The following is a 25,788-nucleotide window of genomic DNA, read 5'->3' on the forward strand; positions in this document are numbered from 1 at the left end:
GGCAGTGTGTCAGCCAGCACATTTACAGCTGACCCACCGCTATCGGGAGCAAGCCCCCTCCCACATTTAGACTGCCTTTGCCTTGAAGACCGGGCTCACACCCTTGGGCTTGCGAAACACCAACACATTACCCAACATCACCAGCACCAACCCCGCCAGGGCCGGTGCCGTCCACTGATAACCCTCGGCAAAGGCCGATACGTTCAGCGCCACCACCGGAAACAACACAGTGCAATACGCCGCCCGCTCCGGCCCCATGCGGCCGACCAGCGTCAGGTAGGCGGTAAAGCCGATCACCGAGCCTGGAATCACCAGGTACCACAAGGCGCCGATGTAACGCGTGCTCCAGTCCATCTCGAACGGAATACCGCGTACTGCGCAATACGCCGCCAGCATCGCCGCACCATAGGCCATGCCCCAGGCATTGGTGGTCAAGGGCCGCAGCCCGGCCTTCTGTTGCAGGCTCGAGAGCATATTGCCCGCCGAAAAACACAGCGTGCCCAGCAAGGCCAGGCCCAGGCCGAGCAAGGTCTGTGGGCTGGCGGCGTGCCCTGCCAATTCGGGCCAGAACAAACAGCCCAGGCCGAGCAAACCAAGACCGCCGCCCATCAACACATTCCGCGCGACCCGCTGGCCGAAAAACACCCGGGCATTCAGCGCGTTCCACAAGGTCGCCGTGGAAAACACCACCGCCACCAGGCCGCTGGGAATCCACTGGCTGGCGGTCAGAAAACACATGAAGTTGACGCAGAACAGGCACAGGCCCTGGGCCAGGCAAATCAGGTGCCCGCGCCGGTTCATCACCTGCAGCCGGCGGCTGAGCAGCAACAGCACGAACAGCACCAGGGCCGCCAAGGCGAAGCGGTAAACGATCGACACGGGAATCGCCACCACGCCCAACTGCCATTTGAGCGCGATCCAGGTCGTGCCCCAGATCAGTACAGTGAGTACATACAGGAAAAGGTTCATAGCGGGCTCCGGTGAGTGAGCCACAGTGTCGCGTTTTCCCTGTGCGACGCTCTTGCACATTCTTGCGCTTTTTCAGGGGGCGGGGCTCACAGCGCCATGACGGCGGAGTAGGATGCAAAACGTCGGAGAACACACCATGCCAGAGCTGCAATCGCTGCACGTCTTTCAAGCCCTTAACCGCTCGCCCAACGCACGCCTGGAAGCCTGCGCCGAGCTCGGTGACGGTTTGTCTGCGGCGTTGTGGAGCAACCACCACGACTCCCAGGATTACCAGGCGCCCAGCCATCACACTTTGTCGTGCTACATCGGCGGCGGCACCGGCACTTTTCGCCGTGACCAACCGGGCACCAAGGGCGGCCCCGACAAACTGTGCATCCTGCCGGCCGAGCACCAATCGGCCTGGGTGATCAATGGCCAGATTCGCCTGGCCCATGTCTATTTCAGCCCCGAACAATTCGCCCTCGGCTGCGTCACTCTGCTCGACCGCGAACCCCGTGAACTGCAGCTGCGCGAGAGCACCTTCCTCGAAGACGCCAGCCTGGCCGCACGCTTTCACCAGTTGATTGCCCTCAACTGGCAGGAGCCCGGTGAACGCCTGCTGACCAGCAGCCTGGCCCATGAAATGCTCAGTCACACCCTGCTCAGCCAGGTCGGCGTGCGCGAGGGGCTGCGGGTGAAGGGTGGGCTGGCCGCGCACCAGCGACGGCGTTTGGTGGAGTACATCGACCATCACCTGCAGGACGCCATCAGCCTTGGCCAACTGGCCGGCCTGTGCGCGCTGTCGGAATACCATTTCGCCCGCATGTTCCGGCAAAGCTTCGGTCTGCCACCCCACCAATACCTGCTGGCGCGCCGGCTGGCCCGTGCCAGGGCGCTGTTGCGCAACAGCGCCCTGGCCGTGGGTGAGATTGCCTGGCGGTGCGGGTTCTCCAGCGCCAGCCATTTCAACCAGCGCTTCCGCCAAGCCATGGGGGCGGCGCCTGGGGACTATCGCCAGGCCTTTCGCACTTAGCCCATCAAGCCCAGCGTCTTGGCCTTGGCCACTGCCTGGGTGCGCCGCTCTACCCCGAGTTTGCTGTGGATACGCCGCGCATGGGTCTTGACGGTGTGCAGGGAGATATACAGGCGCTCGGCAATTTCCAGATTGGAGTTGCCCAGGGCGATCAACTGCAGCACTTCCAGTTCGCGCAGGCTCAGCGGATTTTGCGTGGCGCCGACTGGCGCGGCTTGCGGTTCCAGCCCCAACTCACTGAGTAATCCCGGCGCACGTAAACGCAACTCGCGCACCGCCTGCTGCACCTGGCAACGCGCCGCCAGTTCCAGGCCGGCTTGCAGGGCCACGCGCGCCCGCGCCGGCTCGCCCAGCCGCCAGGCCACCTCCCCCAGCACCAGCTGCAGTTCGGTTTCCAGGCAGAGCATGCCGCGTTGCCTGGTGCTGTCGAGCAAGGCACCAAGTCGCTCGAGCGGGTGTTCGGCGCAGCCCAGCCTGACCTCGGCCAGCACCAACAGGTACTCAAGACGCGGGATCAATTCCAGCGTGGCCGGCGGCGCCTGCTTGGCGCAGGGCCCATGGAAGTGACGCAACACGCGGCGCATCGCTTGCACCGTCAACTCCGCGCGCCCTTGCTGCAACCAGAAATGCGCGCTGACCAACAACAGGACCGCGCGGTACACCAGGTCGGGGACATGGCGCTGCTGCATCAGCCGCTCGGCATCGCGCAACTGGATAAACGCCTGGGCGTAATCACCGCGATTCGCCGCCAGCAGCGCCAGCCCGAGAAACCCGTAGAGCACCCGCTTGTCCTGGCTGTGCAGGCAGATGTTCAAACCGGCCTCGAAACACTCATGCGCCAAGGCGTCCTGCCCTTGGCGCAAGGCGAGATGCCCGCGTCGCAGGGCGATACGCCCCATCAGCGGCCCAGCCTGCAAGCGTTGCTCGACCAGCATCGCCTGCACGCTTTCCAACAGGCTCTGCGCCCGGTAAGGCGCGCCGCGTTGTTCCAGCAATTGGGCGTGATCCAACTCGAGCAAGGCCTCCAGCACCAGCGAACCGTGGGCGCGGGCCAGGCACAGCGCTTCGCGATTCAGCGCTTGGGCCACGTCCAGCTCACCGCGCAGCATGGCTTGCTGGGTCAGGCCCGACAGGCACATCAGGCGTGACGTCCAGGCGCTCTCGGGCAAGGCTTGCAGGGCCTCGAGGAAATGCTCGCGGGAGCGCTCGGCATCGCCGCTCAGGTGCAGTAACCAGCCGGCTTGCGCCTGCCAGCGCGCCACCAGATGACGCTGCGCCGCCGCCGTCGGTCGCGGCGCGAATCGAGCCAACTGGTCGATGCACACCGCCGCCTGCTCGAACCGCCCGGCAAACAGCAATGCCGCCGTGACCAGGCCCACCAGCGGTGCCGAGCCGAGCATCAGTTCATCGCCATGCTGCTCATGCAGGCGCAACAGCAGCACAGCATTTTGCCCGCGGAACAAGTCTTCGAAACTGAAATGCTGCAACAGGCTCACCGCGCCCTCATATTCCTGCGCCAGCAGCGCCTGTTCGAAGGCCGCCTGCCAGTCCTGCTCGGCGCTGAACCACTGGCACGCGCGCCGGTGCCAGGCGCGCTTGGCCGGCCAGGGTTCTTCGCGCAGCAAACGCGCCAGGGGCGCAAAAATGTGCAGCCAATCGGTGGTGCCTTCCCAGGGTTGGATAAACGCACCGAGCGCTTGAAGCTCGCGCAGGTACTGAGCGCCGTCACCCGAGCCGAACAGGTGTTCACACAGGCCGGTATTGAAGCGCGGCAGGTTGGCCAGCACCCGCCAGGCTTCGGTCAATTCCGCCGGCAAGCTGCTGAACACTTCGTGTTGCAGATAATCGAGCAGGGTTTTATCGGGATGGCCGTCACCGAGCAGCGCAATGCGCACCCCGGCGCACCATCCGGCGCTGAATTGCATGATGTTGTCGACGCTCTGCCCTGGGCCGAGCAACGCCTGGATTTCCGTCGCGCTGAACGAAAGTTCGGTACTGCCGCACTCCAACAATTCGTCATCGAGCAACAGGCGCGGCCAATTGCACGCCGGCCGCCGCCGCGCGCCCAGCCACCAGGTCAGCGCCGGGCTGCTGGCGGTGAGCAACCGGTCCAGCAGCGCGTCCAGCGCAGGCGCGGGCAGGCGGCAAAAATCGTCGAGGAACAGCCACGCCGTGTGTTGCCAACGCCCCAGGTCCAGCAATAACGTCGCTTCATCGGTGTAAGCCAGCCCAAGGCTGTGGGCCAGGCGCCGGGAGAAATCCACGGGGCATGCAACCACGCCATTGAGCGCCAACCAGTGAACCTGGCACCCAGGCGGCGCCTGCAACGCGCACTCGGCAAGCAACGCGCTCTTGCCACTGCCGCCCGGCGCGCACAGCAGCTTCACCCGCGCCGGTGCCGCGAGCAAAGGCGCGGCCAGGCGCGGGCGCAGCAGATGGTGAGCGGACAGCCGGGGCATGAATCCAGGACGGTCCAGGCAGCGTGTCATGGCGGTCATTGCTGCATCCTGCTTTTTTATTGTGATGCAACCCTAGTCCTGTGGTGGGCGGTTGTTGAAGAAGTATTCAGCGGGGTGATTGAAAGACATGCGCAAAACCCAATGTGGGAGGGGGCCCCCGAATGATCATTCCCACGCTCTGCGTGGGAATGCCTCCTGGGACGCTCCGCGTCCCGCAAACCGTCGCGCACAGGTGACGCAGAGCGTCATGGGCTGCATTCCCACGCGGGAGCGTGGGAATGATCTTTAGCGCACGCCTTCAGACCTGAGCGCCGCCGGGGTGTAATCCGCTGCCTTGGCCGCGAAGCCGAAGACGAAGCTGCTTTTCTCTTCGTTCTTCATGCCCAACGCGAGATAACGCCCGGCGATCAGGTCGTACAGGGTTTCCACGGTGTAGGCCGGTACCTGGTGGTCGTAATAGAACTGCGCGTGGCCTTCGGCGACGCGCCACAGTTGGCCGCGACCGTCGTAGTGGTCCACCAGGGCGACCTGCCAGCTGTCTTCGTCAATGTACATGTGGCGCTTGGCGTAGATGTGGCGCTCGCTCGGCTTGACGGTGCCGACCACTTCCCAGACGCGATGCAGTTCATAGCGGGTCAGGTCCTGGTTGATATGCCCGGCCTTGATGATGTCGTCGTATTTGAGGGTCGGCGAATCGAGTTTGTAGCTGTTGTAAGGGATGTACAGTTCCTTCTTGCCCACCAGTTTCCAGTCATAGCGGTCGGGCGCGCCGGAGAACATGTCGAAGTTGTCGGTGGTGCGCAGGCCGTCGGAGGCGGTGCCCGGCCCGTCATACGAGACCTGCGGCGCCCGCCGCACACGGCGCTGGCCTGCGTTGTAGATCCAGGCCAGGCGTGGCTCCTTCACCTGGTCGAGGGTTTCGTGCACGAGTAGCACGTTGCCAGCCAGCCGCGCCGGCGCCGTGACCGATTGCTTGAAATAGCTCAGCACGTTGGCCGCCTTGGCCTGGTCGATATCGGGGATGGCCTGCGGCACCGCCACTTCCTCTTCGAAGCGGATCGGCGTGTAGCTGCCGTTGGTCTGTGGCGTGGCCTGGGTGATGATGCGGCGCAGGTTGCCGCCGTGGTAACGGGTGATGTGATTCCACAACACCTCCACGCCGTTTTTGGGAATCGGGAACGCGTAGTAACGGTTACCGGTGAAGTTCTCCAGGCCGTTGCCGTCGTTGATCGCCTTGACGTTCAGCGCGCTGCGCTTGATCGACTCGTAGATATCCGCCGGCAGGTTGACCGTACGGTGGCTCGGGTACACCGGGATCTTGTAGGTCTCGGGGTAGCGCTTGAACATCGCCACCTGGCCGTCGGAGAGTTTGTCTTTGTACTTGTCGACGGTGGCGGCGGTGATCACGAACAGCGGTTTTTCACTGGCAAACGGGTCGGCGAGAAAGCCCTTGCTGTCCACCGCGCCGGCATTTTTCGGAATGCCGCCGGTCCAGGCCGGGATCGAGCCATCGGCGTTGCCGGCTTTTTCGGCGCCCACCGGGGTCAGGCTGGTGCCGAGCTTGGCGGCTTCTTCAGGCGATACCGCGGCCATCACGTGGGCGGCCAGCAGACTCAGGGCCAACGCTGCAATTGTCTTACGCATAGTTCTTGTCCTTCTTTAAGCCAGATCAGAAGTTCACGCCGAAGCTAAGGGCGAGGAAGTCACGGTCGGTCAGGGTGTTGTAGTCGCCGCCAAAGAAGTCGGTGTAGCTGAGGCTGGCGGTGTAGGTGCTGCGGTAGTCCGCATCCACACCGACGCTGATCGCCTTGGCGCCTTTGTTGAACAGGCCGTTGGGGCCGTAGCCGGCCACATCATGGGACCAGGACAGGTTGGGCTTGAGGTTCACCCCGGCAATCGCGTTGTTGTAATCAAGGATCGCCCGCGCGCGGTAACCCCAGGAGGTGGAGGTGACGAAACCGTCGGTGTCACCCTGGAACCCATAGGCGCCGTACACCGAGTCACGGCCGTAACGCAGTCGGGTTTTGTCTTCCAGGCCGGCGACGTGCACCACGGCCGCTTCGCCCACCAGGGTCAGGCGCTCGGCGCCCAGCACTTGGTCGAAGAACTGGGTCATGGTGCTCTGGATCTGGGTGATTTCCTTGCGACGGTAGCCTTTGTTGTCGGCGCCAAACGAACTGCGGATCGGCGACGCGGTGTTGCCGGCAATCGGGTTGACCAGCGCCAGGGTCAGGTCGGTGGTGTTGAGTTGCACCGGCGCATTTGGCCGATAGCTGATTTCGCCGGTCCACGCCGTGCCGGTGGGCAAGGTGGTGGAGAAGCTGGCACCGAACAGACGGATATCTTCCGGGTAATCCAGGTAGTACTGGCCACGCCCGAGCATGGTGCTCTGGGCCAGGGCCCCACCAAAGCCCGGCGGAGCGGCGGCACCAATGGCGCCGATGGTTGCCAGGTTGGTATTGGCGGTAATCGTGCCCACGGTCGGGGTGCGGCTGTGGTAGTTCATGAAGTACAGGCCGTATTCGGTGTCGTCACCCAGCCAGCGCAAGGCGGCGCCGAACTGGCCGGAGTCACGCGCATCACGGTCCGCGGCGCGCTGCACCACCACGCCCTCGCGGGTGACCACAAAGCCTTGACCACGTGCCGCTGCAATCGGTTGCAGCGGTGCAATCCCCGGGCTGCCCACCGTGTAGTTACCGGTGCAGCCATCCGCCGCTACGTCACCGCCGAAGAAGGTGCCGCAGTTGTCCAGCACGGTCTGGTCCCATTCCAGTTGATAGAAACCTTCCACGGTGAGCTGATTGGTCAGGCTCTGGGAGGCGAACAGCATGTTCACCGGGATCAAGCCTTCCTTGATCTCGGCCCCCGGACGACGGAACGCCGACACGTCGATCGGGTTGATGCTGTTGATGGAGTTACCGATGAAGGTACTTTCACCCCAACTGACCACTTGCTTACCGGCGCGCACGGTACCGGGCAGGTCGCCCAGGGAATAGTTGTGGTAGACGAAGGCATCGAGAATCTGCGCACCGCTGGATTTGGCGCCTTCCTTGCGGTTGTGGTCGCTGATCTGCTTGAACTCGCGGTCTTCGTCCTTGAGCTCGAAGTCGTACCAGTACTTGCCGCGCACGAACACACCGGTGTCGCCGTATTTCAGTTCAAGATCATGCAGACCCTTGAAGATTTTCGAGAAGGTCTCGCCCTTCTTGAAGTTCAGGCGCCCGTCATCCCCGGTGGACGCCTGGCCCGTGCCGCCGTTGACGGTGCCGACCAGGCTTTTGTCGGCATCCCGCGTGCCCCAACTCGCACCGACCGATAGCGAGGAATCGAATTGCCCTTCGATCTCGCCGATGTTGAACGAAACAGCGTGGGCCTGGGCACAGCAACCCAAGGCAACCGCAGCGGCCAGCGCCTGTGGCGTGAAGATGGCGCGCATTGTTGTTTTTGTCATGCGTCTTCCCCGGTGAGTGACAGAAGGCCCCACCCTACTGCTGCCCAGGAGGAGCGATAAGCGCACCAAGGAGGTATTCGTGTTGTAGCTCGAAAGGATGACGGGCCGCGCGGGCCATGGGTGCGGCGTGCGTCATGGATTGGATGGATGGTGGCCTATCAGAAGCATCGATGGCATGCGCCGAATTATTGTCGTTTTGGTAACAGTCCTTGTCCTGAACCGCTATTACTCATTCTGTTACAACCGACTATGCTTACTTCGCTTTCAGGGCAAACAGCCCGCTCCGAGGTTCTGGAGAAAAGCTTGAATTCAACGGATTGCCAAGACATTCAATCTGTTACCAGTGTTCACTGACGTTGATTTATCGCTCCTTGATCCAACGTCTTACTTCGGCCGCTGCCTGTGCAGCGGCCTTTTTTATGCCTGGAATAAAAACGGGGCGCCATTGACGCCCCGTGGGATTCAGTATTTTTACGCAACGATCAGAGGCTGAACTTCTGCAAGTTGGCCATCATCTCCTTCAATGCCTCGATCGTGTCTTTGGGGTGCGCCGCCCCTTCGAAGTCGCAGATCTGCTGCCAGTGCGCCGCCACGTCATCCGGCGAAAAGCCCGCTTCGGGGTCAAAGCCTACGCCCAGGCTGCGCTCCCAACGGGTCTTGCCGATCCAGCCGCCGCCCACTTCGAACAAGCCTGAGGTTTCCTGGCAAGCGTCGCTGCCCAGGTACACCACCAACGGGCTGATCAGTTCCGGCTTGAGGCGCTCGAACACCTGCGGCGGAATCAGCCCCTCGGTCATGCGCGTGGCGCCGGTGGGCGCAATCGCGTTGACCAGGATGTTGTTCTTGCGCCCTTCCAGCGCCAGGGTGCGGGTCAAGCCATACAGGCCGAGCTTGGCCATGCCGTAGTTGGACTGGCCGAAGTTGCCGTAGATGCCCGAGGTGGACGCGGTGAAGATCACCCGGCCATAGCCCTGCTCGCGCAGATGCGGCCAGGCGGCGCGGGTGACTTTGTAGGCGCCTTCGACATGCACCCGGTAAACCAGGTCCCAGTCGCTGTCGTCCATCTTGTGGAAGGTCTTGTCGCGCAGGATACCGGCGTTGTTCACCACCACATCGATACGGCCGAAGGCATCCAGTGCGTTCTGTACGATTTTATCGCCATCGGTGACGGAGTCATGGTTGGCGTGCGCAATGCCACCCGCTGCGCGGATTTCGGCCACCACACGGTCGGCCGCCGAGGCATTGGCGCCTTCGCCCTGGGTCGAGCCACCGAGGTCATTGACCAGCACCTTGGCCCCATGCCGGGCGAACAGCAGCGCGTGGGCGCGGCCCAATCCGCCACCAGCGCCGGTGACGATCACGACCTTATCCTGCAACTGCACTGACTGACTCATACCGAACTCCTTGGGCGACGATGGCAATGGGCAGAGTGTCAGGCACCGGGCCTTGGGTCACAATAAATACGGCCGACGCTGAATGGTGCTCGATAAGGCAGCGGGATGATGCCGCCTGGCGCAAGGCTCAGGAATAGGCCGCACGCGCTGACCGCAGGCCAATACGCTCGCGAAACGCCTGGTAATGCCTGAGCACCTGGACCGGCGCCTCGATCTGTGGGTAATGGCCGATATCGGCCAGCAAGATCGCATCGGCATTCGGCACTAGCTGTTGATAGCGCTCCACCATATGCGCGCCCGAAATGGGGTCGACCTCACCGTCGATGACCCGCAACGGCACGTCGCCGCGCTGCATTGCCGCCACCCAGCGGTCACGCAGGCGACGGCGCTGGGGAATGTAGTTGATCAGCTTGTGCAGGATGCGCGGGCCGTCGTTGTGTTCAATCAAACTCCAGAAATCATCCAGGGCGCTTTCGCTCGGTAGCGTCCGGGGACCAAAAATCTGGTTAAAACTGTTGGCCAGGCTACTTCGTCCAGAGGCTCGGCCGATCATCCAGCCCAGGGGGCTGAGCAATAATTTCTGCACCAAGGTTGCGCGATGGGTTTCGGGGAACAGCCCACCGTTGAGAAACGCACAACTGGCCATCTGGAACCGGCCTTCGTAATGCCGGGCCAGGAGTTCCTGGGCCACGCTGTCGCCATAGTCATGGGCCAATATGTGCACCGGCTCTGCCACCCCCAGGTGTTCAAGCAATGCCTGTTGCAGGTCGGCTTGCTCCAGCAGGCAATACTCGTGATCCAGCGGTTTGGCCGATTCGCCGAAGCCGAGCATGTCGCAGGCGATCACCAGATTGCGCTGGGCCAGGGGTTGCCACAGGTAATGCCAGTCCCAACTGGCCGTGGGAAAGCCATGGATCAGCAGCAGCGGCTCGCCCTGCCCGGCCACCCAATAACGAATGGAGCGGCCGCGAAAGACGAAATCCTGGCCGCGTTTGCGCCAGGCGCTGAGCGGTATCTCGGCAAGTGGCATCAGCTTTTATACCCGGGGTCCTGGTTATCCAATTTGCGCAGCAGCGCCGGCCAGGCCAGCGCACCGCCCATACCTTGGGCGCTTTTTGTGACAGCCGCCACCATCGCCTTGGCACCGGCCAGAATCTGCGGCTCGATGGTGATCAACTCGGCAGCACCGTTCTGCGCCAGTACCTGGATGTCACAGGCACGCTGGAACGTGAACATCATCAGAAAGGTGTCGGCGATGGTCGCGCCGCACGTCAGCAGGCCATGGTTGTGCAGCATCAGAAAGTTGTTGTCGCCCAGGTCCGCTTGCAAGCGCGCCTTTTCATCGTGATTCAAGGCGACGCCTTCATAGGCGTGATAGCCCAGGCTCGACAGCACAAACAGCGATTGCTGGCTGATCGGCAACACGCCCTGCTTTTGCGCAGACACGGCGACGCCGGCGGCAGTATGGGTGTGCAGCACGCAGGTCACGTCGTGGCGCACTTCGTGGATGGCGCTGTGGATGGTGTAGCCCGCGGGATTGATCTCGTAGGGGCTGTCCATGCGCTTGTTGCCGGCCTGGTCCACCTTGACCAGGCTTGAGGCGGTGATTTCGTGGAACATCAGCCCATAGGGGTTGATCAGGAAATCATTGGTGCCCGGCACCTTGGCGGAAATATGCGTGAAGATCAGATCATCCCAACCGTGCATCGCCACCAGGCGATAGCAGGCCGCCAGGTCGACACGGGCTTGCCATTCGGCCGCGCTGACCTGATCTTTGACATTCTGTGACGATAGAACGGGGGCTAGGCTCACAATAATGACCTCCTTGGCGCATTTATTATTATTTTTTAAGTGATGAGCCAGTCTAGTCAGACGCCCTGGCTTGCGGAGTTGCCTTCGCAGCCAGCTTGATGACTGAGCGAGTCAGCCTGGAGAATAGTACAAACGGTGTCAGAGAAGCGCCGTCAATAAAAACACGCGGACAGCGCCTCACGGGGTCGGTCAGCGCTGCAGTGCAGTAATCAACTCGGCCAGCCACGGCTCGGCGTCGGTCTCCGGGGTCACGCTTTCGCTGGCGTCCAGGCGCAGCATCGGCAGCACTTCGCGCAGGCCCAATTCACTGAACACTTCGCGCATTTGCTCGCCGCCGCCGCAGAAGGTATCGCCGTAGCTGGCGTCGCCCAGGCCAATGACCGCACCGGGCAGGCCGCGCCAGGCGGCGGGCAACTGGGCGCGAATGCTTGAGTACAGCGGTTGCAGATTGTCGGGCAGCTCGCCCATGCCGGTCGTCGATGTGACCGCCAGGAACGCCTCGGGCGCGAAGGCCTGCACGTCGGCCAGCGTGGCACGCGGGTTGTGCCAGGCTTCAAAACCCGCTGCTTTGAGGATTTTTTCGGCGTGGCGAGCGACTTCTTCAGCTGTGCCGTAGACCGAGCCGGAAAGGATGGCGACTTTCATCAATCTGATCCTGTAATTGAGCGAAAGCGTAGGATATTAGCAGCTGGCGCAGTTTTCTCAGCGCGCGCCGTGCAACATTCAAGACGTGTCATAAACTTCAGACCTCAACAACAAGCCATGGACCGCTCAATGATCAACGCCAAGCTGATGCAAATGGTCATCAACGCCTCCAACGACGGGATTGTCGTCGCCGAACGAGAAGGCGAAGACAAGCCACTGATCTACGTCAACCCGGCCTTCGAACGCCTGACCGGCTACACTCTGGACGACATCCTTTATCAGGATTGCCGTTTCCTGCAGGCGGGCGACCGTGACCAGCCAGGCCTGATGGCGATCCGCGAGGCGCTCGACAGCGGTGGCGCGTGCCGGGAAATCCTGCGCAACTACCGCAAGGACGGCACACATTTCTGGAACGAGTTATCACTGTCAACGGTGTACAACGCGGCCGACCAGCAGACGTATTTCGTCGGCGTGCAAAAAGACGTCACCGTCCAGGTAAAAGCGCAGCAACGCGTCGCCCAGCTGGAAGCCCAGGTAGCCGAGCTTAAAGCTGAGCTGGCGGCGCTCAAGGTGACGAGTGGAATTAACAAGCTGTAAAAATGGCGCTCTTTAGAGCGATAATGGCCTTTTAATGCCCAACTTTGAGCTATATCCATGCACCGCGATGCTCTTTTGACCCAGGACGAACTGGCGTTTATCCAGGACATGCAGCACAACCCGCAGCTCAACCTGCGGGATGCATGGTCGAGCCTGACGGTGAATGGCGGTGCGCAGATTCGCGATTTGCTCACGCGCTTGGCCGCTCACGACCAAGTCACCATCCAGGCGCAGTTCGATAACCAGCAACTGACCTTTCCCCTGCACCTGGTGGAAGATGAGTTTCATGCGGTGCATCTGCGCCTGGGCGTGCCGAGTATCTTTGAAGACGGGCCGATGATCCGCCCGTGGCGCCTGGCCCTTGAAACACCGGTGGCCCTGGAGAACATCAAGGGCTACGCCAGTGCGCTGTGGGTGCACGAAGTGTCATTCAAGGGTGTGCTGGTGGAAGGGCGTGGCCGAGCCAGACCGCCGAAAACCTTTTCTTTATGGTTCAGTCCGTCCGGTTACGAACGTATTGCGTTGCGTGGCACGCTGGAGCGGGAAACCGCCCGGGGCCTGTTTGCCTACCGTCTGAATCAGAGTGACGCAGGTGAAATCGAGCGCCTGCGCCAATTCATCCTGCACCAGCATCGTCTGGTGCATCCCCATGTGCATGCCTGAGATCAGGTATCCAGGCCGCCACTGAGAAACTGCTGCAAACGGCGCTGCATCTGGCGCCCTTCGCTGCCGAGGCAGCCGATGGACGTGCCGGCCAGATCGGCCTGCAACAGGTCCGATGCAGCGCCTGCGAGAAACAGCGGGCAGTCCAGGGTCAACGCCAAGCGGTTCAGACGCGCAGCCAGGTCATGCTTATGCGAGTGATTGGAGAACATGACCAGCGCCTGGGGGCGGATCTTTTCACAGACCAGGGTCAACTCATCGACCGGCTGGTCCAAGCCCAGCACTTTCACGGGCAAATCCTCCCGGCTCATCAACAGCCCCGCCACCAGTAGCTCCAATTTGCGGCACTCGCCCGGCAGGGCGCTCAGTAATACCTGGGGGGCGGGCGATGCGCTTGCCACCTGCGCGCGCAGCAACGTCTGCATGCACAGAAAAGAATCGAAAAACAGCCATTCACTGGCCTGGCCGAAACGGCCCTGGTAGCGCAGCAAGTCGCGCCACAACGGCATCAGAATGTCCTGAAACGCAATGCTCAGGGGATAGGTAGCGAAAATCTGGCCGTACACGCTCTCCAACTGACGATCGTCGAACGCACTGATGGCATGCATCAGCCGGGCTCGCCACTGCGGCCATTCGCTGTCTTCGGCCGCGTGGCGCTCGGCACGAATCGCTTCGATCTGTTGATCGTCACGCGCCAGAATCTTGCCAACCTTGCTCACCGCTACGCCGCGTTCAGTCCAATCAAGGATACGCTGGACCGTCTCAATATCGGCCGCGGAGTAGAGACGGTGCCCGCTTTCGGTGCGCATGGGCTGGATCAGCCCGTAGCGCCGCTCCCACGCTCGCAGCGTGACCGGGTTTACGCCTGTCAATCTCGAGACTTCCCGAATCGGAAAAAGCTGATCTGAATCTGTCGAAATCAGACGCGAAAGGCTATCAATCGGAGCAGTAATCAAGGGCATTGGTGACCAAATGTGGCAATGCTGGCTGAAGGGTATTTAACGCTTATCAACCTGTCTTTTTCAAGGCCGTACTTATCGGACCAACGTCTCTGGTGTATTTCGGCAAAAGAGGAATAATCCTTGCCTGTTTTTTAAGAGAGCGGCCTCACCCGGCCGCCTCTTTGTGCGCCACCTACCCGGTTCAGCGCACCCGTACATTTGGAGATATACCATGTCTACCTCACCCGTCACCTTGATGGTCGCGCGCCGCGTGGCCAAAGGTCGCTATGAAGAGCTGATGGCCTGGCTGCGCGAAGGCGAACAACTGGCCACCGACTTCCCCGGTTACCTGGGTTCCGGCGTGCTGGCCCCGCCGCCCAATGACGATGAATTCCAGATCATCTTCCGCTTCGCCGACGAAAAAACCCTGCATGCCTGGGAATTTTCCGCTTCGCGCAGTGCCTGGCTGAGCCGTGGCAGCGAACTGTTTGCCGACCCGTCCGAGCACCGCGTGAGCGGCATCGATGGCTGGTTTGGCGCTGTGGGAGCCCGCCCACCCCGCTGGAAACAGGCGGTGGCGATCTGGCTGGCGTTTTTCCCGGTGTCGCTGCTGTTCAATTTTGGCCTGGCACCCTTGCTCGGCGAACTGGACCTGTTCAGCCGGGTGCTGGTCAGCACCTTGGCGCTCACACCGCTGATGGTGTACTTCTTTATTCCGCTGTCGACGCACTTGCTGGCGAACTGGCTGCATCCCACGCCACCGCGCAAGGCCAGCGAAGCCGCTGCCTGAGTACAGGGGAGACGGGTCGCTGGTATAGTTTCCACCTGCCAGCGACTAGAGCCTCCCATGACTGCAACCAACGCCCCGATCCTGATCACCGGTGCCGGCCAGCGCGTCGGCCTGTATTGCGCCGAGCGTCTGTTGGATGCAGGGCAATCGGTCATCTTCAGCTACCGCAGCGAACGCCCAGGTGTGCAACTGCTGCGCGAACGCGGTGCGGTCGGCCTGTTTGCCGATTTTTCCAGCGAAGCGGGGATTGTGGCGTTCATCACTGAGTTGAAGGCCCACACCGACTCGCTGCGCGCGATCATCCACAACGCCTCGGCCTGGATCGCGGAAACGCCTGACGACGAAAGCCACGCCTTTACCGACATGTTCAGCGTGCACATGCTTGCGCCGTACCTGATCAACCGGCATTGTTCACCCCTGCTGCAACGTTCGACACCGGCCGATATCGTGCATATCAGCGATGACGTGGTACGCAAGGGCAGCCGCCAGCACATCGCGTATTGCGCCACCAAGGCCGGGCTCGACAGCCTTACCTTGTCGTTCGCCGCAGAGTTCGCGCCGCTGATCAAGGTCAACGGCATCGCGCCGGCCATGGTGATGTTCAATGAAGGCGACGACGCGGCCTACCGTGCCAAGGTCCTGGCCAAGTCGGCGCTGGGCATCGAACCCGGGCCTGAGGTGATCTACCAGAGCGTGCGTTACCTGCTGGACAACCCCTATGTCACCGGGACCACCCTGACCGTCAACGGCGGGCGGCATATCAAGTAAGCCGTTTTGAGGATGTTGTATGACCTTGTCCCTGCCCCACCATTACCGCGAAATCCTCAAAGGCCTGGGCGAAGACCCGGAACGCGAAGGTTTGCTCGACACCCCCAAGCGCGCCGCCAAGGCGATGCAATACCTGTGTCATGGCTACGAGCAGAACCTGGAAGAAATCGTCAACGGCGCGCTCTTCGCCTCCGATAACGACGAGATGGTGATCCTCCAGGACATCGAGCTGTACTCGCTGTGCGAGCACCACCTGTTGCCCTTTATCGGCAAGGCCCATGTGGCCTACATTCCGACCGGCAAGGTGCTGGGCCTGTCGAAACTGGCGCGCATCGTCGACATGTACGCCAGGCGCCTGCAGATCCAGGAAAACCTTACGCGGCAAATTGCCGACGCCATCCAGGACGTGACCCAGGCCGCCGGCGTGGCGGTGGTGATCGAAGCCAGGCACATGTGCATGATGATGCGCGGCGTGGAAAAACAGAATTCAACCATGAACACTTCGGTGATGCTCGGCGCGTTCCGCGAGTCGAACACCACGCGCATGGAGTTCCTGCAACTGATTGGACGGAGCAAGTAGCAATGCCACAACTTCAACCAGGCATGGCGCGCATCCGGGTCAAGGACCTGTGCCTGCGCACCTTTATCGGCATCAACGAGGACGAAATCCTCAACAAGCAGGATGTGCTGATCAACCTGACCATCCTGTATGCCGCCCAGGAAGCCGTGCGCGATAATGACATCGACCACGCGCTGAACTACCGCACCATCACCAAGGCCATCATTGCCCACGTCGAAGGCAACCGCTTCGCCTTGCTCGAACGCCTGACCCAGGAGCTGCTCGACCTGGTGATGAGCAACGACTCGGTGCTGTACGCCGAAGTCGAAGTCGACAAACCCCATGCGCTGCGCTTCGCCGAGTCGGTTTCGATCACTCTGGCGGCCAGCCGCTGATAGTCAAGTGAGCCCTATGAACGACCAACAACGCCTCGAACTCGAAGCCGCCGCCTTTCGCCGGCTGGTGTCACACCTGGACAGCCGCAAGGATGTACAGAACATCGACCTGATGAACCTGGCCGGCTTCTGCCGTAACTGCCTGTCCAAGTGGTACAAGGCCGAGGCCGATGAGCGCCAGATCGAACTGAGCCTCGATGACGCCCGTGAAGTGGTGTACGGCATGCCGTACGCCGAGTGGAAAGCCCAATACCAGAAAGAAGCCAGCGCCGACCAACACGCGGCGTTTGCCAAAGGAAAAGCCCATGACTGACCTGAACACCCTGCGCGCCAGCCTCACCAGCGGTACCCATGCCTTCGCCGACACCTTGGCGTTCGTCGCCACCGGTTATGACTACCAGCCACAAGCATTCACCAACGGCGATGTCGAAAACGCCGCCGGCCAGAACGAAGGTTCGTGCAAGACACTTGGATTGGCGTTGCTGGAAGGGTTGAGCGATCAGGAAGCGTTGCTGGCGTTTGGCGAGCATTACCGCTCAGTGGTGGCTACGCCGGAGGGCAGTGACCACGGAAATATCCGCGCGTTGATCGCCCATGGTCTGGCCGGTGTGAAATTCACCGCACAGCCACTGACGCGCAGATCCTGAGTCATACACAAATCAAAATGTGGGAGGGGGCTTGCCCCCGATAGCAGTGTGTCAGTCAGTACATTGGGTACTGGACCACCGCTATCGGGAGCAAGCCCCCTCCCACATTTGTTTTGCAGTGCTGCTTAGAACGAGGCGTCTTTCAGACCGTCAAGGTAACGCTCGGCGTCCAGGGCCGCCATGCAACCGGCGCCGGCCGAGGTGATGGCTTGGCGGTAGACGTGGTCAGCCACGTCGCCGGCCGCGAAGATGCCTTCGATGTTGGTAGCAGTGGCATTGCCTTCACGGCCGCCCTGCACCACCAGGTAACCGTCTTTGGCTTCCAGCACACCTTCGAACAACGAGGTGTTCGGGGTGTGGCCGATGGCGATGAATACGCCGTCGACTTTCAGCTCGTCGAAGCTGCCGTCGTTGTTCTTCAGGCGCGCACCGGTCACGCCCATGTTGTCACCCAGGACTTCGTCCAGCGTGGCGTTGAGCTTGAGGATGATCTTGCCTTCAGCGACACGGGCGTGCAGCTTGTCGATCAGGATCTTCTCGGCGCGGAAGGTTTCGCGGCGGTGCACCAGGGTCACGGTGCTGGCGATGTTGGCCAGGTACAGCGCCTCTTCCACCGCAGTGTTGCCGCCACCGACCACAGCCACTGGCTTGTTGCGATAGAAGAAACCGTCGCAGGTCGCGCAGGCGGAAACACCCTTGCCCATGAACGCTTCTTCCGATGGCAGGCCAAGGTAACGGGCGCTGGCGCCGGTGGCGATGATCAACGCGTCACAGGTGTACACGCCGCTGTCGCCTGTCAGGCTGTAAGGCTTCTTGGAAAAGTCGACCTTGTTGATGTGGTCGAACACGATCTCGGTTTCAAAGCGCTCGGCGTGTTCTTTCATACGCTCCATCAGCACCGGGCCGGTCAGGCCGTGGACGTCGCCCGGCCAGTTGTCGACTTCGGTGGTGGTGGTCAGCTGACCGCCCGCCTGCATGCCGGTGATCAGCAGCGGCTTGAGGTTGGCGCGGGCAGCGTAGACCGCAGCGCTGTAACCGGCAGGGCCGGAACCGAGAATAATCACTCGCGAATGACGGGTATCAGACATGACTCACTCCTATCGACCGCCCGGACAACAAGACGGCTGGAATAAAAAAGGACCGCGAAGCACTTGGGGAAGGCTTGAACTCGCAGATCCTGAAAATAATGGGTGCAGCGTATAGAGGGGGGCAAGATTAAGGAAATACGGAATAACAATCCAGCTCATAGGTGGTCTCTATGCAGTCGACCGGTTTGATCGACCTTCTTGTCCACTCAGGTGTAACCGCTGATGTCGCTACTTTCACCGCCACGGCAAAGCCGGTAAGGTCGGCGCGTTCGCCCTTCTGCTCGGAGTCTTCCATGCCTGCCCCCGCTCTTTCCGGCCCGCAATACCTGCGCGAAGGCCTCAAACTGGTGTTGAGCCCCGGCCTGCGCCTGTTCGTACTGCTGCCGCTGGCGATCAACCTGGTGCTGTTCGTCGGCCTGATCTACTTTGCAGGCCACCAATTCAGCCTGTGGGTCGACCACCTGATGCCCACGCTGCCCGGCTGGCTGAGCTTTTTGAATTACCTGCTGTGGCCGCTGTTCGTGGTGCTGGTGGTGTTGATGGTGTTTTTCACCTTTACCATGCTCGCCAATATCATCGCCGCGCCATTCAATGGTTTTCTCGCGGAGAAAGTCGAGATCGTGGTGCGTGGCACCGACGACTTCCCACCGTTCAGCTGGGCCGAGCTGATCGCGATGATCCCGCGCACCCTGGCCCGGGAAATGCGCAAGCTCGGCTACTTCCTGCCACGGGCCATCGGCCTGTTCATCCTGTCGTTCATTCCCGTGGTCAACCTGATCGCCGCGCCATTGTGGCTATTGTTCGGCGTGTGGATGATGGCGATCCAATACATCGACTACCCGGCCGACAACCACAAGCTGGGCTGGAACGAAATGCTCGCCTGGCTGCGCCAGAAGCGCTGGCAGAGCATGAGTTTTGGCGGGATCGTCTACCTGGTGCTGCTGGTGCCGGTGGTCAACTTGCTGATGATGCCGGCGGCGGTGGCCGGGGCGACGTTGTTCTGGGTGCGCGAGCAAGGTGCCGAAGCGATGGCCGGGCAACAGGTGGCCCGGTCATAAATCCATCATCCCAGTGACACAATGAAGACATGGCCCGCAGCGACACTGTGGGTCATGACGACAGCTTCGCTCCACATCACCCTGATCACCGAAACCTTCCCGCCGGAAATCAACGGGGTGGCCAATACCCTTGGCCGCCTGTGCGACGGTTTGCGCGCGCGCGGCCATCAAGTCGAACTGGTGCGTCCCCGCCAAGGCGTCGACCAGAGCCGGCCGAGTGACGATGAGTTGCTGCTGTGCCGCGGCTGGCCGTTACCGGGGTATCCAGGGCTGCAGTGGGGCCAATCGTCGATGCACAAACTCCTGCGCCGCTGGACCCGGCAGCGTCCGGATGTGTTGTACATCGCCACCGAGGGGCCGTTGGGCTTGTCGGCGTTACGCGCGGCGCGGCGCTTGGGCATCAGCGTGGTCAGCGGCTTCCACACCAACTTTCAACAGTATTCGAACCAGTACGGCTTGAGCCTGTTGAGTCGCCTGGTCACCCATTACCTGCGCTGGTTTCATAACCGGTCGACGTTGACCCTGGTTCCCAGCGCGAGTCAGCGCCTGGAGCTGGAGCGCCGGCACTTCGAGCGTCTTGGCATGCTGTCGCGGGGGGTCGATAGCCAACTGTTCCATCCGGCCAAACGCGACGATGCTTTGCGTGCGAGCTGGGGTTTGGAGAACGACGACATTGTAGTGCTGCACGTAGGACGCCTGGCCCAAGAGAAAAACCTCGGGCTGCTCAAACGCTGTTTCGATACGTTGCAGACCACCTATCCATCGCGGCGGCTCAAGTTGGTGATTGTCGGCGATGGCCCGCAGCGCAGCCTGTTGCAGTGCGATTTGCCCGACGCGGTGTTCTGCGGCGCCCAGCGCGGTGAAGCACTGGCGCGGCATTACGCTTCGGGCGATCTATTTCTGTTTCCCAGCCTGACCGAAACATTCGGCAATGTGGTGCTGGAAGCCATGGCGTCCGGGCTGGGTGTGGTGGCCTACGACCAGGCAGCCGCGACCCAGCATATTCGCCACGGCTACAACGGTGTGCTGGCGATGCCGGGGGATGAGAACGCGTTTTGCGATGCGGCCGTGTGGCTGCTGGAAGAGCGCGAGACGCTGCGCCGAGCGCGGCTCAATGCCCGGCAACACGCCAGTCGCCAAGGATGGCCGGCGATCATCGAGCAATTCGAGCGTCAGCTGCGCGATGTATGCAAGGACGGGCCTCCGGTGCCCGCCCTGGCGTCGCTTACACCAGGCTCGTCAACGCCTCACGACTGAACGGCAGAATGTCGGCCTCGCGACCTTCGCGCACCTTCACGGCCCAATCCGGATCCACCAGCAGCGCACGACCCACGGCGACCAGATCGAATTCGTCGTTATTCAAACGCTCCAGCAGGTTCTCCAGGCTGGCCGGCTGCGCGACCTTGTCGGTGTTGACCATGAACTGCAGGAACTCGCCATCCAGGCCGACACTGCCCACGGTGATCGTCGGTTTCCCCGTCAGCTGGCGGGTCCAGCCGGCCAGATTGAGGTCGGAACCTTCGAATTCGGGCTCCCAGAACCGGCGCGTGGAACAGTGGAAAATATCCACGCCAGCGTCGGACAACGGATTGAGGAATTCGCCCAACGCCTCGGGAGTTTGCACCAGGCGCGCGGTGTAGTCCTGCTGCTTCCACTGGGAAAAACGCAGGATGATCGGAAAATCCGGGCCGACCGCAGCACGGGTGGCCTGGATCAGTTCGATAGCGAAACGTGAACGGTTGGTCAGGCTACCGCCGTACTCATCGGTACGCTGGTTGCTGCCTTCCCAGAAGAACTGATCGACCAGATAGCCGTGGGCGCCGTGGATTTCCACACCGTCCATGCCGATGCGTTGAGCATCTTTGGCCGCCTGGGCGAACGCATTAATCACGTCCTTGATGTCCTGGGTGGTCATGCCATGGACGACTACCTTGCCATCCTTGAGTTTTTCCATCGGGCCGTAGGCTGGCACGCTGGCGTCAGGTTCGGTACCGATACGGCGCACGGCGCCCACATGCCACAACTGCGGAACAATCTTGCCGCCTTCGGCGTGGACCGCATCGACCACTTTCTTCCAGCCGGCCAACGCCGCTTCGCCGTAAAAGTGCGGAACGTTGGGGTAGCCGTTGGAGGCTTGATGGCCGACCACGGTGCCTTCGGTAATGATCAGCCCTACACCGGCGGCGGCGCGACGGCGGTAGTATTCGATCACTTGGGCGTTGGGCACGCCACCCGGGGAGAACGAGCGAGTCATTGGCGCCATGACCACGCGGGTCGACAGTTGCAGTGCACCGAGCTGGAATGGTTTGAACAAGGCTTGGACAGGCATGGAGCACTCCACATAAGACGGATTTATGATGTGGATAATATGGGCGCCGCAACGGACTGGGTAGCACTATTGATCTGGGTGATTAAGGCAATAAAAGCAACCGAATACCTGTAGGAGCGAGCTTGCTCGCGAAAGACCCGAGGACGCCGCGCATATCCAGAGCACACGCGTTATCGTTGGCGATTTTCGCGAGCAAGCTAGCTCCTACAGTGAGTGCGGCTTAGCCCAGGGCCTTTTCGATGGCTTGGATGATCGATGGATCGTCCGGTGGCGTACGTGGCGAAAAACGCGCCAGCACGCGGCCATCTTTGCCGAGCAGGAATTTCTCGAAGTTCCAGGTGATATCCCCAGGAAATTCAGCGCCCTCGCCCGCCAGCAGGCGGTAGAGCTGGTGACGCTCCGGCCCGTTCACCTCGAGTTTGCTGCCCAGGGGAAAGGTCACCCCATAGTTGAGGCTGCAGAATTGCTGGATCTGTTCCTCGGTGCCCGGTTCCTGGCCCGCAAACTGGTTGCACGGCAGGCCGAGCACGGTGAAACCCCGGTCCTTGTACTGCTGATAGAGGTTTTCCAACGCCGCATATTGCGGGGTCAGGCCGCATTTGGAGGCCACGTTGACCACCAGCACAACTTGCCCCTTGAAAGGCGCCAGCGGCAGCTCTTGCCCATCCAACGCTTTGAGTTTCAGGTCGTGGAAAGCACTCATGACGAACTCCAGATATCCTATTTTTCTACGCCTCGCGACGCCTTGAGCTTACAACCCGCAAGCCCGCAATTATAGACGCCCGTAACAAAACCCGCCTGCAGGTTACTGAGCGGTCGGCCACGGCAGGATCGGGATCGCCGTCACCGCGTTCTGCGGGCTGCCTTCGATCAGGCGGTCGCTGTAGACCAGGTACACCAACGTGTTGCGCTTCTTGTCGAGGAAACGCACCACCTGCATGGTCTTGAACACCAGCGAGGTGCGTTCCTTGAACACTTCGTCACCGTCCTTGAGCTCGCCCTTGAAGTGGATCGGGCCGACCTGGCGGCAGGCAATCGAGGCTTCGGCGCGGTCTTCGGCCAGGCCCAGGCCGCCTTTGACGCCACCGGTCTTGGCACGGGACAGATAGCAAGTCACACCATCGACCTTGGGGTCGTCAAACGCTTCGACCACAATCCGGTCGTTGGGGCCGACAAACTTGAACACCGTCGAGACCTGGGCAATCTCTTCGGCCGAGGCCAGCAGTGGCATGGCGAGCAACAGGCCAAGCAATCCCTTCATTACGCGCATCGGGTATTCCTTCGTTTAAACCAGAATGAGGTTATCGCGGTGCACCAGTTCCGGTTCCGCCATGTAGCCCAAGAGTCCGACAATCGCTTCAGACGATTGTCCAATAATCTTCTGCGCCTCAAGGGCGCTGTAGTTGGCCAGGCCGCGGGCGACCTCACGACCATCCGGCGCCACGCACACCACCATCTCGCCGCGGCGGAAGCTGCCTTGCACCAACTTGACGCCCACCGGCAGCAGGCTCTTGTTGCCCTGGGACAACGCCGACACCGCTCCCGCGTCGAGCACCAGGGTGCCACGGGTTTGCAGGTGCCCGGCCAGCCACTGCTTGCGCGCCGCCAGCATGCCGCGCTCGGGCGACAGCAGCGTACCGATGCGCTCCCCGGCCTTGAGACGGTCCAGCACGCGCTCCAGGCGCCCGCCGACGATGATGGTGTGGGCACCGGAGCGCGCGGCCAGGCGGGCGGCGCGCAGCTTGGTCTGCATGCCACCACGGCCCAAGGCGCCGCCGACACTGCCGGCCACGGCGTCCAGCGCCGGGTCATCAGCGCGCGCTTCATGGATAAGCTGGGCATCAGGGTTGTTGCGCGGGTCGGCGTCGAACATGCCGTCGCGGTCGGTGAGAATCACCAGCAGGTCGGCTTCCACCAGGTTGGCCACCAGGGCAGCCAGGGTGTCGTTGTCGCCGAAGCGGATTTCGTCGGTGACCACCGTGTCGTTCTCGTTGATCACCGGGATGACCTTGAGCTCCACCAGCGCACGCAAGGTGCTGCGGGCGTTGAGGTAGCGCTTGCGGTCGGACAGGTCGTCGTGGGTCAGCAGGATCTGCGCCGTGTGGCGGCCGTGCTCGGCAAAGCTCGATTCCCAGGCTTGCACCAGGCCCATCTGGCCGATGGCGGCGGCGGCTTGCAGTTCGTGCATCGCGCTGGGTCGCGCGGTCCAGCCGAGGCGGCTCATCCCGGCGGCAACCGCCCCGGACGAGACCAGCACCAACTCGACACCGGCCTCATGCAAGGCCACCATCTGCTCGACCCAGACGCTCATGGCTGCGCGATCGAGCCCCTTGCCATCGGCCGTCAGCAACGCGCTGCCGATCTTTACGACCCAGCGCTGCGCACCTGTCACTTTGCTCCGCATCATCTTCAACCTTAGAGTGGGGGCCGCGCGACCCAGCGCCGCCATAACGTTATACCCGGATACCAAAACGCCGCTCCAAAGGAGCGGCGTTCAAGTTTATCGCAACGAATCAGTCGCGCACGTAAATGATTTCCGGACCGTCTTCATCATCCACGTCTTCCTCGTCCCAATCATCGTCGCCGATGTCATGCACCGACTTCACACCGCTGCGGCGCAGGGCACGCTGGTCGTCCAGCGCTTGCAGCTGGGCACGGGCTTCGTCTTCGATCTGCTGGTCGAGCTCGGCGAGTTCGGCCTTGAAGACCGGGTCGGCCGCCAGGCGGTCGGCGCGGTCTTCCAGATAACGCATGATGTCGCGGCAAAGGCGCTCGGTGCCTTCTTTGGCGATGGCCGAGATCACGTAGACCGGACCTTCCCACTCCAGGCGGTCGACGATTTCCTTGACGCGCTCTTCGTGCTCTTCTTCAAGGATCTGGTCGCACTTGTTCAGCACCAGCCAACGATCACGCTCGGCCAGGGCCGGGCTGAACTTGGTCAGTTCGCTGACGATCACTTCGGCGGCATCGGCAGCATTGGTTTCGTCCAGCGGCGCCATGTCGACGAGGTGCAGCAGCAAACGGGTGCGCGACAAGTGCTTGAGGAAGCGAATCCCCAGGCCCGCGCCATCGGAAGCGCCTTCGATCAGGCCAGGAATGTCGGCGACCACGAAGCTTTTCCAACGGTCGACGCTGACCACGCCCAGATTTGGCACCAGGGTGGTGAACGGGTAGTCGGCGACTTTCGGCTTGGCGGCCGACACCGAGCGGATGAAGGTACTTTTGCCGGCGTTCGGCAGGCCCAGCAGGCCTACGTCAGCCAGTACTTTCATTTCCAGCTTGAGGTCGCGCTGCTCGCCCGGTTTGCCCGGCGTGGTCTGGCGCGGTGCACGGTTGGTACTGGACTTGAACCGGGTGTTACCCAGCCCGTGCCAGCCGCCCTGCACAACCATCAACTTCTGGCCGGCCTTGGTCAGGTCGCCGATCACTTCCTGGGTGGCCGAGTCGATGATCGTGGTGCCGACCGGTACGCGCAGTACCAGGTCTTCACCTTTTTTACCGGTGCAGTCGGTGCTGCCGCCGTTGGAGCCACGCTCGGCATCGAAGTGCCGGGTGTAACGGTAGTCGACCAGGGTGTTGAGGTTTTCGTCGGCCATCATGTAGATGGAACCGCCGTCGCCGCCGTCACCGCCGTTTGGGCCACCGTTTTCAATGAACTTTTCGCGACGGAAACTCATGCAACCGTTACCGCCGTCGCCTGCTTTTACTCGGATGGAAACTTCATCAACGAACTTCATAACAAAACGCCTCTCGCCGCACGGACGAGCTTAAGAAACCAAGACATAAGACTCTTGCAAAAATGAGCGCAGCGACCTCAAGCAACGACTGCAAAACCTGCTGCCCTCGCCATTACAAACAGCTTTGCAAGAGACTCACTCCACAAACGAAAAAGCCCCGTCGCAAGACAGGGCTTTTCCAGCGATCTCGCAATTAAGCTGCGACAACGCTCACGTAACGGCGGTTGAACGCGCCCTTTACTTCGAACTTGATCACGCCTTCGATTTTCGCGAAGAGGGTGTGATCTTTACCCATGCCAACACCGTAACCGGCGTGGAATTGGGTGCCGCGCTGACGCACGATGATGTTGCCCGGAATGATTTTCTGGCCGCCATACATCTTCACGCCAAGGCGTTTGGCTTCTGAGTCGCGACCGTTACGGGTACTACCACCAGCTTTTTTGTGTGCCATGAGTCAATTCTCCTAGTGAGGAA

Annotated in this window: 28 protein-coding genes; 11 read left to right on the forward strand and 17 right to left on the reverse strand. The window is 61.6% G+C overall.

What is annotated here, in order from left to right:
• Positions 1-66: 66 nt before the first annotated feature.
• On the reverse strand, positions 67-969 hold the full coding sequence (locus tag C4J85_RS22415; protein ID WP_124371803.1) for a DMT family transporter: 903 nt from the start codon (positions 967-969) through the stop codon (positions 67-69).
• Positions 970-1,105: 136 nt separating this feature from the next.
• Between C4J85_RS22415 and C4J85_RS22420 the strand changes: the two genes are divergently transcribed.
• Positions 1,106-1,981 carry a helix-turn-helix domain-containing protein gene (locus C4J85_RS22420; RefSeq protein WP_124411225.1) on the forward strand — a complete coding sequence of 292 codons (876 nt, stop codon included), beginning with the start codon at positions 1,106-1,108 and terminating at the stop codon, positions 1,979-1,981.
• Here the strand turns inward: C4J85_RS22420 and C4J85_RS22425 are convergent.
• From C4J85_RS22425 to C4J85_RS22455, 7 genes are all read right to left on the reverse strand, one after another.
• A complete protein-coding gene (locus C4J85_RS22425; protein WP_124410736.1) occupies positions 1,978-4,479 on the reverse strand; it encodes a LuxR C-terminal-related transcriptional regulator in 2,502 nt (833 codons plus the stop codon). The two genes, C4J85_RS22420 and C4J85_RS22425, sit on opposite strands and share 4 nt — an antisense overlap.
• A 246-nt stretch (positions 4,480-4,725) precedes the next feature.
• Positions 4,726-6,084 carry a DUF1329 domain-containing protein gene (locus C4J85_RS22430; protein WP_124364348.1) on the reverse strand — a complete coding sequence of 453 codons (1,359 nt, stop codon included), beginning with the start codon at positions 6,082-6,084 and terminating at the stop codon, positions 4,726-4,728.
• A 25-nt stretch (positions 6,085-6,109) separates the two neighbouring features.
• The gene (locus tag C4J85_RS22435; RefSeq protein WP_124364349.1) at positions 6,110-7,891 is read right to left on the reverse strand and encodes a DUF1302 domain-containing protein; all 1,782 of its coding nucleotides are present in this window, start codon (positions 7,889-7,891) and stop codon (positions 6,110-6,112) included.
• A gap of 482 nt (positions 7,892-8,373) precedes the next feature.
• Positions 8,374-9,285, reverse strand: coding sequence for an SDR family oxidoreductase (locus C4J85_RS22440; protein ID WP_124410737.1), 912 nt, complete (start codon positions 9,283-9,285; stop codon positions 8,374-8,376).
• 127 nt (positions 9,286-9,412) lie between these two features.
• The gene (locus tag C4J85_RS22445; RefSeq protein ID WP_124368306.1) at positions 9,413-10,315 is read right to left on the reverse strand and encodes an alpha/beta fold hydrolase; all 903 of its coding nucleotides are present in this window, start codon (positions 10,313-10,315) and stop codon (positions 9,413-9,415) included.
• Positions 10,315-11,097: a class II aldolase/adducin family protein gene (locus C4J85_RS22450; protein WP_124410738.1), complete on the reverse strand. Its 783-nt coding sequence runs from the start codon at positions 11,095-11,097 to the stop codon at positions 10,315-10,317. Before C4J85_RS22450 ends, C4J85_RS22445 begins: the two co-directional genes overlap by 1 nt.
• 189 nt (positions 11,098-11,286) lie before the next feature.
• The gene (locus C4J85_RS22455; protein ID WP_124410739.1) at positions 11,287-11,742 is read right to left on the reverse strand and encodes a flavodoxin; all 456 of its coding nucleotides are present in this window, start codon (positions 11,740-11,742) and stop codon (positions 11,287-11,289) included.
• A 129-nt stretch (positions 11,743-11,871) separates the two neighbouring features.
• On the opposite strand from C4J85_RS22455, the gene C4J85_RS22460 reads away from it, so the two are divergent.
• Both C4J85_RS22460 and C4J85_RS22465 read left to right on the forward strand, forming a co-directional pair.
• A complete protein-coding gene (locus tag C4J85_RS22460; RefSeq protein ID WP_124364354.1) occupies positions 11,872-12,339 on the forward strand; it encodes a PAS domain-containing protein in 468 nt (155 codons plus the stop codon).
• A gap of 57 nt (positions 12,340-12,396) precedes the next feature.
• Positions 12,397-13,002 (forward strand): hypothetical protein, encoded by a 606-nt coding sequence (locus C4J85_RS22465; protein ID WP_124368309.1) that lies wholly within the window; start codon positions 12,397-12,399, stop codon positions 13,000-13,002.
• A 2-nt stretch (positions 13,003-13,004) separates the two neighbouring features.
• On the opposite strand, the gene C4J85_RS22470 is transcribed toward C4J85_RS22465, so the two are convergent.
• Positions 13,005-13,964, reverse strand: a complete 960-nt coding sequence (locus tag C4J85_RS22470; protein ID WP_124410740.1) for a MerR family transcriptional regulator — start codon at positions 13,962-13,964, stop codon at positions 13,005-13,007.
• Positions 13,965-14,175: 211 nt separating this feature from the next.
• On the opposite strand from C4J85_RS22470, the gene C4J85_RS22475 reads away from it, so the two are divergent.
• From C4J85_RS22475 to C4J85_RS22500, 6 genes are read left to right on the forward strand one after another with little or no spacing between them, the layout of a single operon-like run.
• On the forward strand, positions 14,176-14,733 hold the full coding sequence (locus C4J85_RS22475; protein ID WP_124371811.1) for an antibiotic biosynthesis monooxygenase: 558 nt from the start codon (positions 14,176-14,178) through the stop codon (positions 14,731-14,733).
• A gap of 57 nt (positions 14,734-14,790) precedes the next feature.
• On the forward strand, positions 14,791-15,501 hold the full coding sequence (gene folM / locus C4J85_RS22480; RefSeq protein ID WP_124364358.1) for a dihydromonapterin reductase: 711 nt from the start codon (positions 14,791-14,793) through the stop codon (positions 15,499-15,501).
• Between the two features lie 19 nt (positions 15,502-15,520).
• Positions 15,521-16,081 carry a GTP cyclohydrolase I FolE gene (folE, locus tag C4J85_RS22485; RefSeq protein ID WP_124364359.1) on the forward strand — a complete coding sequence of 187 codons (561 nt, stop codon included), beginning with the start codon at positions 15,521-15,523 and terminating at the stop codon, positions 16,079-16,081.
• A gap of 2 nt (positions 16,082-16,083) precedes the next feature.
• Entirely contained in the window at positions 16,084-16,455 is a 372-nt protein-coding gene (gene folX, locus C4J85_RS22490; RefSeq protein ID WP_124410741.1) for a dihydroneopterin triphosphate 2'-epimerase, read from the forward strand.
• 16 nt (positions 16,456-16,471) lie between these two features.
• Positions 16,472-16,768: a DUF1244 domain-containing protein gene (locus C4J85_RS22495; protein ID WP_124364360.1), complete on the forward strand. Its 297-nt coding sequence runs from the start codon at positions 16,472-16,474 to the stop codon at positions 16,766-16,768.
• Positions 16,761-17,102: a HopJ type III effector protein gene (locus tag C4J85_RS22500; RefSeq protein WP_124408148.1), complete on the forward strand. Its 342-nt coding sequence runs from the start codon at positions 16,761-16,763 to the stop codon at positions 17,100-17,102. Before C4J85_RS22495 ends, C4J85_RS22500 begins: the two co-directional genes overlap by 8 nt.
• A 125-nt stretch (positions 17,103-17,227) precedes the next feature.
• Here C4J85_RS22500 and trxB read toward each other — a convergent pair whose 3' ends face one another.
• Positions 17,228-18,190, reverse strand: a complete 963-nt coding sequence (gene trxB / locus C4J85_RS22505) for a thioredoxin-disulfide reductase (protein ID WP_003194076.1) — start codon at positions 18,188-18,190, stop codon at positions 17,228-17,230.
• A gap of 127 nt (positions 18,191-18,317) precedes the next feature.
• Positions 18,318-18,485 (reverse strand): hypothetical protein, encoded by a 168-nt coding sequence (locus C4J85_RS27550; protein WP_164485271.1) that lies wholly within the window; start codon positions 18,483-18,485, stop codon positions 18,318-18,320.
• On the opposite strand from C4J85_RS27550, the gene cysZ reads away from it, so the two are divergent.
• Both cysZ and C4J85_RS22520 read left to right on the forward strand, forming a co-directional pair.
• On the forward strand, positions 18,484-19,248 hold the full coding sequence (cysZ, locus tag C4J85_RS22515) for a sulfate transporter CysZ (RefSeq protein WP_124368314.1): 765 nt from the start codon (positions 18,484-18,486) through the stop codon (positions 19,246-19,248). The genes C4J85_RS27550 and cysZ overlap by 2 nt on opposite strands.
• 54 nt (positions 19,249-19,302) lie before the next feature.
• Complete coding sequence (locus C4J85_RS22520) at positions 19,303-20,505, forward strand: glycosyltransferase family 1 protein (protein ID WP_124410742.1); 1,203 nt, start codon at positions 19,303-19,305, stop codon at positions 20,503-20,505.
• Here C4J85_RS22520 and C4J85_RS22525 read toward each other — a convergent pair.
• The 6 genes from C4J85_RS22525 to rpmA all read right to left on the reverse strand — a co-directional run bounded on the left by C4J85_RS22525 (position 20,474) and on the right by rpmA (position 25,765).
• A complete protein-coding gene (locus C4J85_RS22525; RefSeq protein ID WP_124410743.1) occupies positions 20,474-21,577 on the reverse strand; it encodes an NADH:flavin oxidoreductase in 1,104 nt (367 codons plus the stop codon). The genes C4J85_RS22520 and C4J85_RS22525 overlap by 32 nt on opposite strands.
• A 220-nt stretch (positions 21,578-21,797) precedes the next feature.
• Positions 21,798-22,280 carry a glutathione peroxidase gene (locus C4J85_RS22530; protein ID WP_124410744.1) on the reverse strand — a complete coding sequence of 161 codons (483 nt, stop codon included), beginning with the start codon at positions 22,278-22,280 and terminating at the stop codon, positions 21,798-21,800.
• Positions 22,281-22,382: 102 nt separating this feature from the next.
• Positions 22,383-22,847, reverse strand: coding sequence for a CreA family protein (locus tag C4J85_RS22535; protein WP_124364367.1), 465 nt, complete (start codon positions 22,845-22,847; stop codon positions 22,383-22,385).
• 15 nt (positions 22,848-22,862) lie between these two features.
• Positions 22,863-23,981 (reverse strand): glutamate 5-kinase, encoded by a 1,119-nt coding sequence (gene proB, locus C4J85_RS22540; protein ID WP_124369024.1) that lies wholly within the window; start codon positions 23,979-23,981, stop codon positions 22,863-22,865.
• A gap of 109 nt (positions 23,982-24,090) precedes the next feature.
• The gene (cgtA, locus tag C4J85_RS22545; protein WP_124364368.1) at positions 24,091-25,314 is read right to left on the reverse strand and encodes an Obg family GTPase CgtA; all 1,224 of its coding nucleotides are present in this window, start codon (positions 25,312-25,314) and stop codon (positions 24,091-24,093) included.
• Between the two features lie 193 nt (positions 25,315-25,507).
• Positions 25,508-25,765: a 50S ribosomal protein L27 gene (gene rpmA, locus C4J85_RS22550; protein WP_003176049.1), complete on the reverse strand. Its 258-nt coding sequence runs from the start codon at positions 25,763-25,765 to the stop codon at positions 25,508-25,510.
• Positions 25,766-25,788: the final 23 nt, after the last annotated feature.

The organism is Pseudomonas sp. R4-34-07 (genome assembly GCF_003852375.1).
In the GTDB taxonomy this organism is placed as follows: domain Bacteria; phylum Pseudomonadota; class Gammaproteobacteria; order Pseudomonadales; family Pseudomonadaceae; genus Aquipseudomonas.

What these genes read in the sequence shown, in the direction of transcription:
- C4J85_RS22420 (WP_124411225.1), top strand. Translation starts at nt 1,106, where the DNA reads ATGCCAGAGCTGCAATCGCTGCACGTCTTTCAAGCCCTTAACCGCTCG.
- C4J85_RS22475 (WP_124371811.1), top strand. Translation starts at nt 14,176, where the DNA reads ATGTCTACCTCACCCGTCACCTTGATGGTCGCGCGCCGCGTGGCCAAA.
- C4J85_RS22535 (WP_124364367.1), bottom strand. Translation starts at nt 22,847, where the DNA reads ATGCGCGTAATGAAGGGATTGCTTGGCCTGTTGCTCGCCATGCCACTG.
- C4J85_RS22440 (WP_124410737.1), bottom strand. Translation starts at nt 9,285, where the DNA reads ATGAGTCAGTCAGTGCAGTTGCAGGATAAGGTCGTGATCGTCACCGGC.
- C4J85_RS22460 (WP_124364354.1), top strand. Translation starts at nt 11,872, where the DNA reads ATGATCAACGCCAAGCTGATGCAAATGGTCATCAACGCCTCCAACGAC.
- C4J85_RS22530 (WP_124410744.1), bottom strand. Translation starts at nt 22,280, where the DNA reads ATGAGTGCTTTCCACGACCTGAAACTCAAAGCGTTGGATGGGCAAGAG.
- C4J85_RS22470 (WP_124410740.1), bottom strand. Translation starts at nt 13,964, where the DNA reads ATGCCCTTGATTACTGCTCCGATTGATAGCCTTTCGCGTCTGATTTCG.
- folX (WP_124410741.1), top strand. Translation starts at nt 16,084, where the DNA reads ATGCCACAACTTCAACCAGGCATGGCGCGCATCCGGGTCAAGGACCTG.
- C4J85_RS22415 (WP_124371803.1), bottom strand. Translation starts at nt 969, where the DNA reads ATGAACCTTTTCCTGTATGTACTCACTGTACTGATCTGGGGCACGACC.
- C4J85_RS22495 (WP_124364360.1), top strand. Translation starts at nt 16,472, where the DNA reads ATGAACGACCAACAACGCCTCGAACTCGAAGCCGCCGCCTTTCGCCGG.
- rpmA (WP_003176049.1), bottom strand. Translation starts at nt 25,765, where the DNA reads ATGGCACACAAAAAAGCTGGTGGTAGTACCCGTAACGGTCGCGACTCA.
- cysZ (WP_124368314.1), top strand. Translation starts at nt 18,484, where the DNA reads ATGCCTGCCCCCGCTCTTTCCGGCCCGCAATACCTGCGCGAAGGCCTC.
- C4J85_RS22500 (WP_124408148.1), top strand. Translation starts at nt 16,761, where the DNA reads ATGACTGACCTGAACACCCTGCGCGCCAGCCTCACCAGCGGTACCCAT.
- C4J85_RS22430 (WP_124364348.1), bottom strand. Translation starts at nt 6,084, where the DNA reads ATGCGTAAGACAATTGCAGCGTTGGCCCTGAGTCTGCTGGCCGCCCAC.
- C4J85_RS22435 (WP_124364349.1), bottom strand. Translation starts at nt 7,891, where the DNA reads ATGACAAAAACAACAATGCGCGCCATCTTCACGCCACAGGCGCTGGCC.
- trxB (WP_003194076.1), bottom strand. Translation starts at nt 18,190, where the DNA reads ATGTCTGATACCCGTCATTCGCGAGTGATTATTCTCGGTTCCGGCCCT.
- cgtA (WP_124364368.1), bottom strand. Translation starts at nt 25,314, where the DNA reads ATGAAGTTCGTTGATGAAGTTTCCATCCGAGTAAAAGCAGGCGACGGC.
- C4J85_RS22525 (WP_124410743.1), bottom strand. Translation starts at nt 21,577, where the DNA reads ATGCCTGTCCAAGCCTTGTTCAAACCATTCCAGCTCGGTGCACTGCAA.
- C4J85_RS22425 (WP_124410736.1), bottom strand. Translation starts at nt 4,479, where the DNA reads ATGACCGCCATGACACGCTGCCTGGACCGTCCTGGATTCATGCCCCGG.
- proB (WP_124369024.1), bottom strand. Translation starts at nt 23,981, where the DNA reads ATGCGGAGCAAAGTGACAGGTGCGCAGCGCTGGGTCGTAAAGATCGGC.
- C4J85_RS22465 (WP_124368309.1), top strand. Translation starts at nt 12,397, where the DNA reads ATGCACCGCGATGCTCTTTTGACCCAGGACGAACTGGCGTTTATCCAG.
- C4J85_RS22520 (WP_124410742.1), top strand. Translation starts at nt 19,303, where the DNA reads ATGACGACAGCTTCGCTCCACATCACCCTGATCACCGAAACCTTCCCG.
- C4J85_RS22455 (WP_124410739.1), bottom strand. Translation starts at nt 11,742, where the DNA reads ATGAAAGTCGCCATCCTTTCCGGCTCGGTCTACGGCACAGCTGAAGAA.
- folM (WP_124364358.1), top strand. Translation starts at nt 14,791, where the DNA reads ATGACTGCAACCAACGCCCCGATCCTGATCACCGGTGCCGGCCAGCGC.
- C4J85_RS27550 (WP_164485271.1), bottom strand. Translation starts at nt 18,485, where the DNA reads ATGGAAGACTCCGAGCAGAAGGGCGAACGCGCCGACCTTACCGGCTTT.
- folE (WP_124364359.1), top strand. Translation starts at nt 15,521, where the DNA reads ATGACCTTGTCCCTGCCCCACCATTACCGCGAAATCCTCAAAGGCCTG.
- C4J85_RS22445 (WP_124368306.1), bottom strand. Translation starts at nt 10,315, where the DNA reads ATGCCACTTGCCGAGATACCGCTCAGCGCCTGGCGCAAACGCGGCCAG.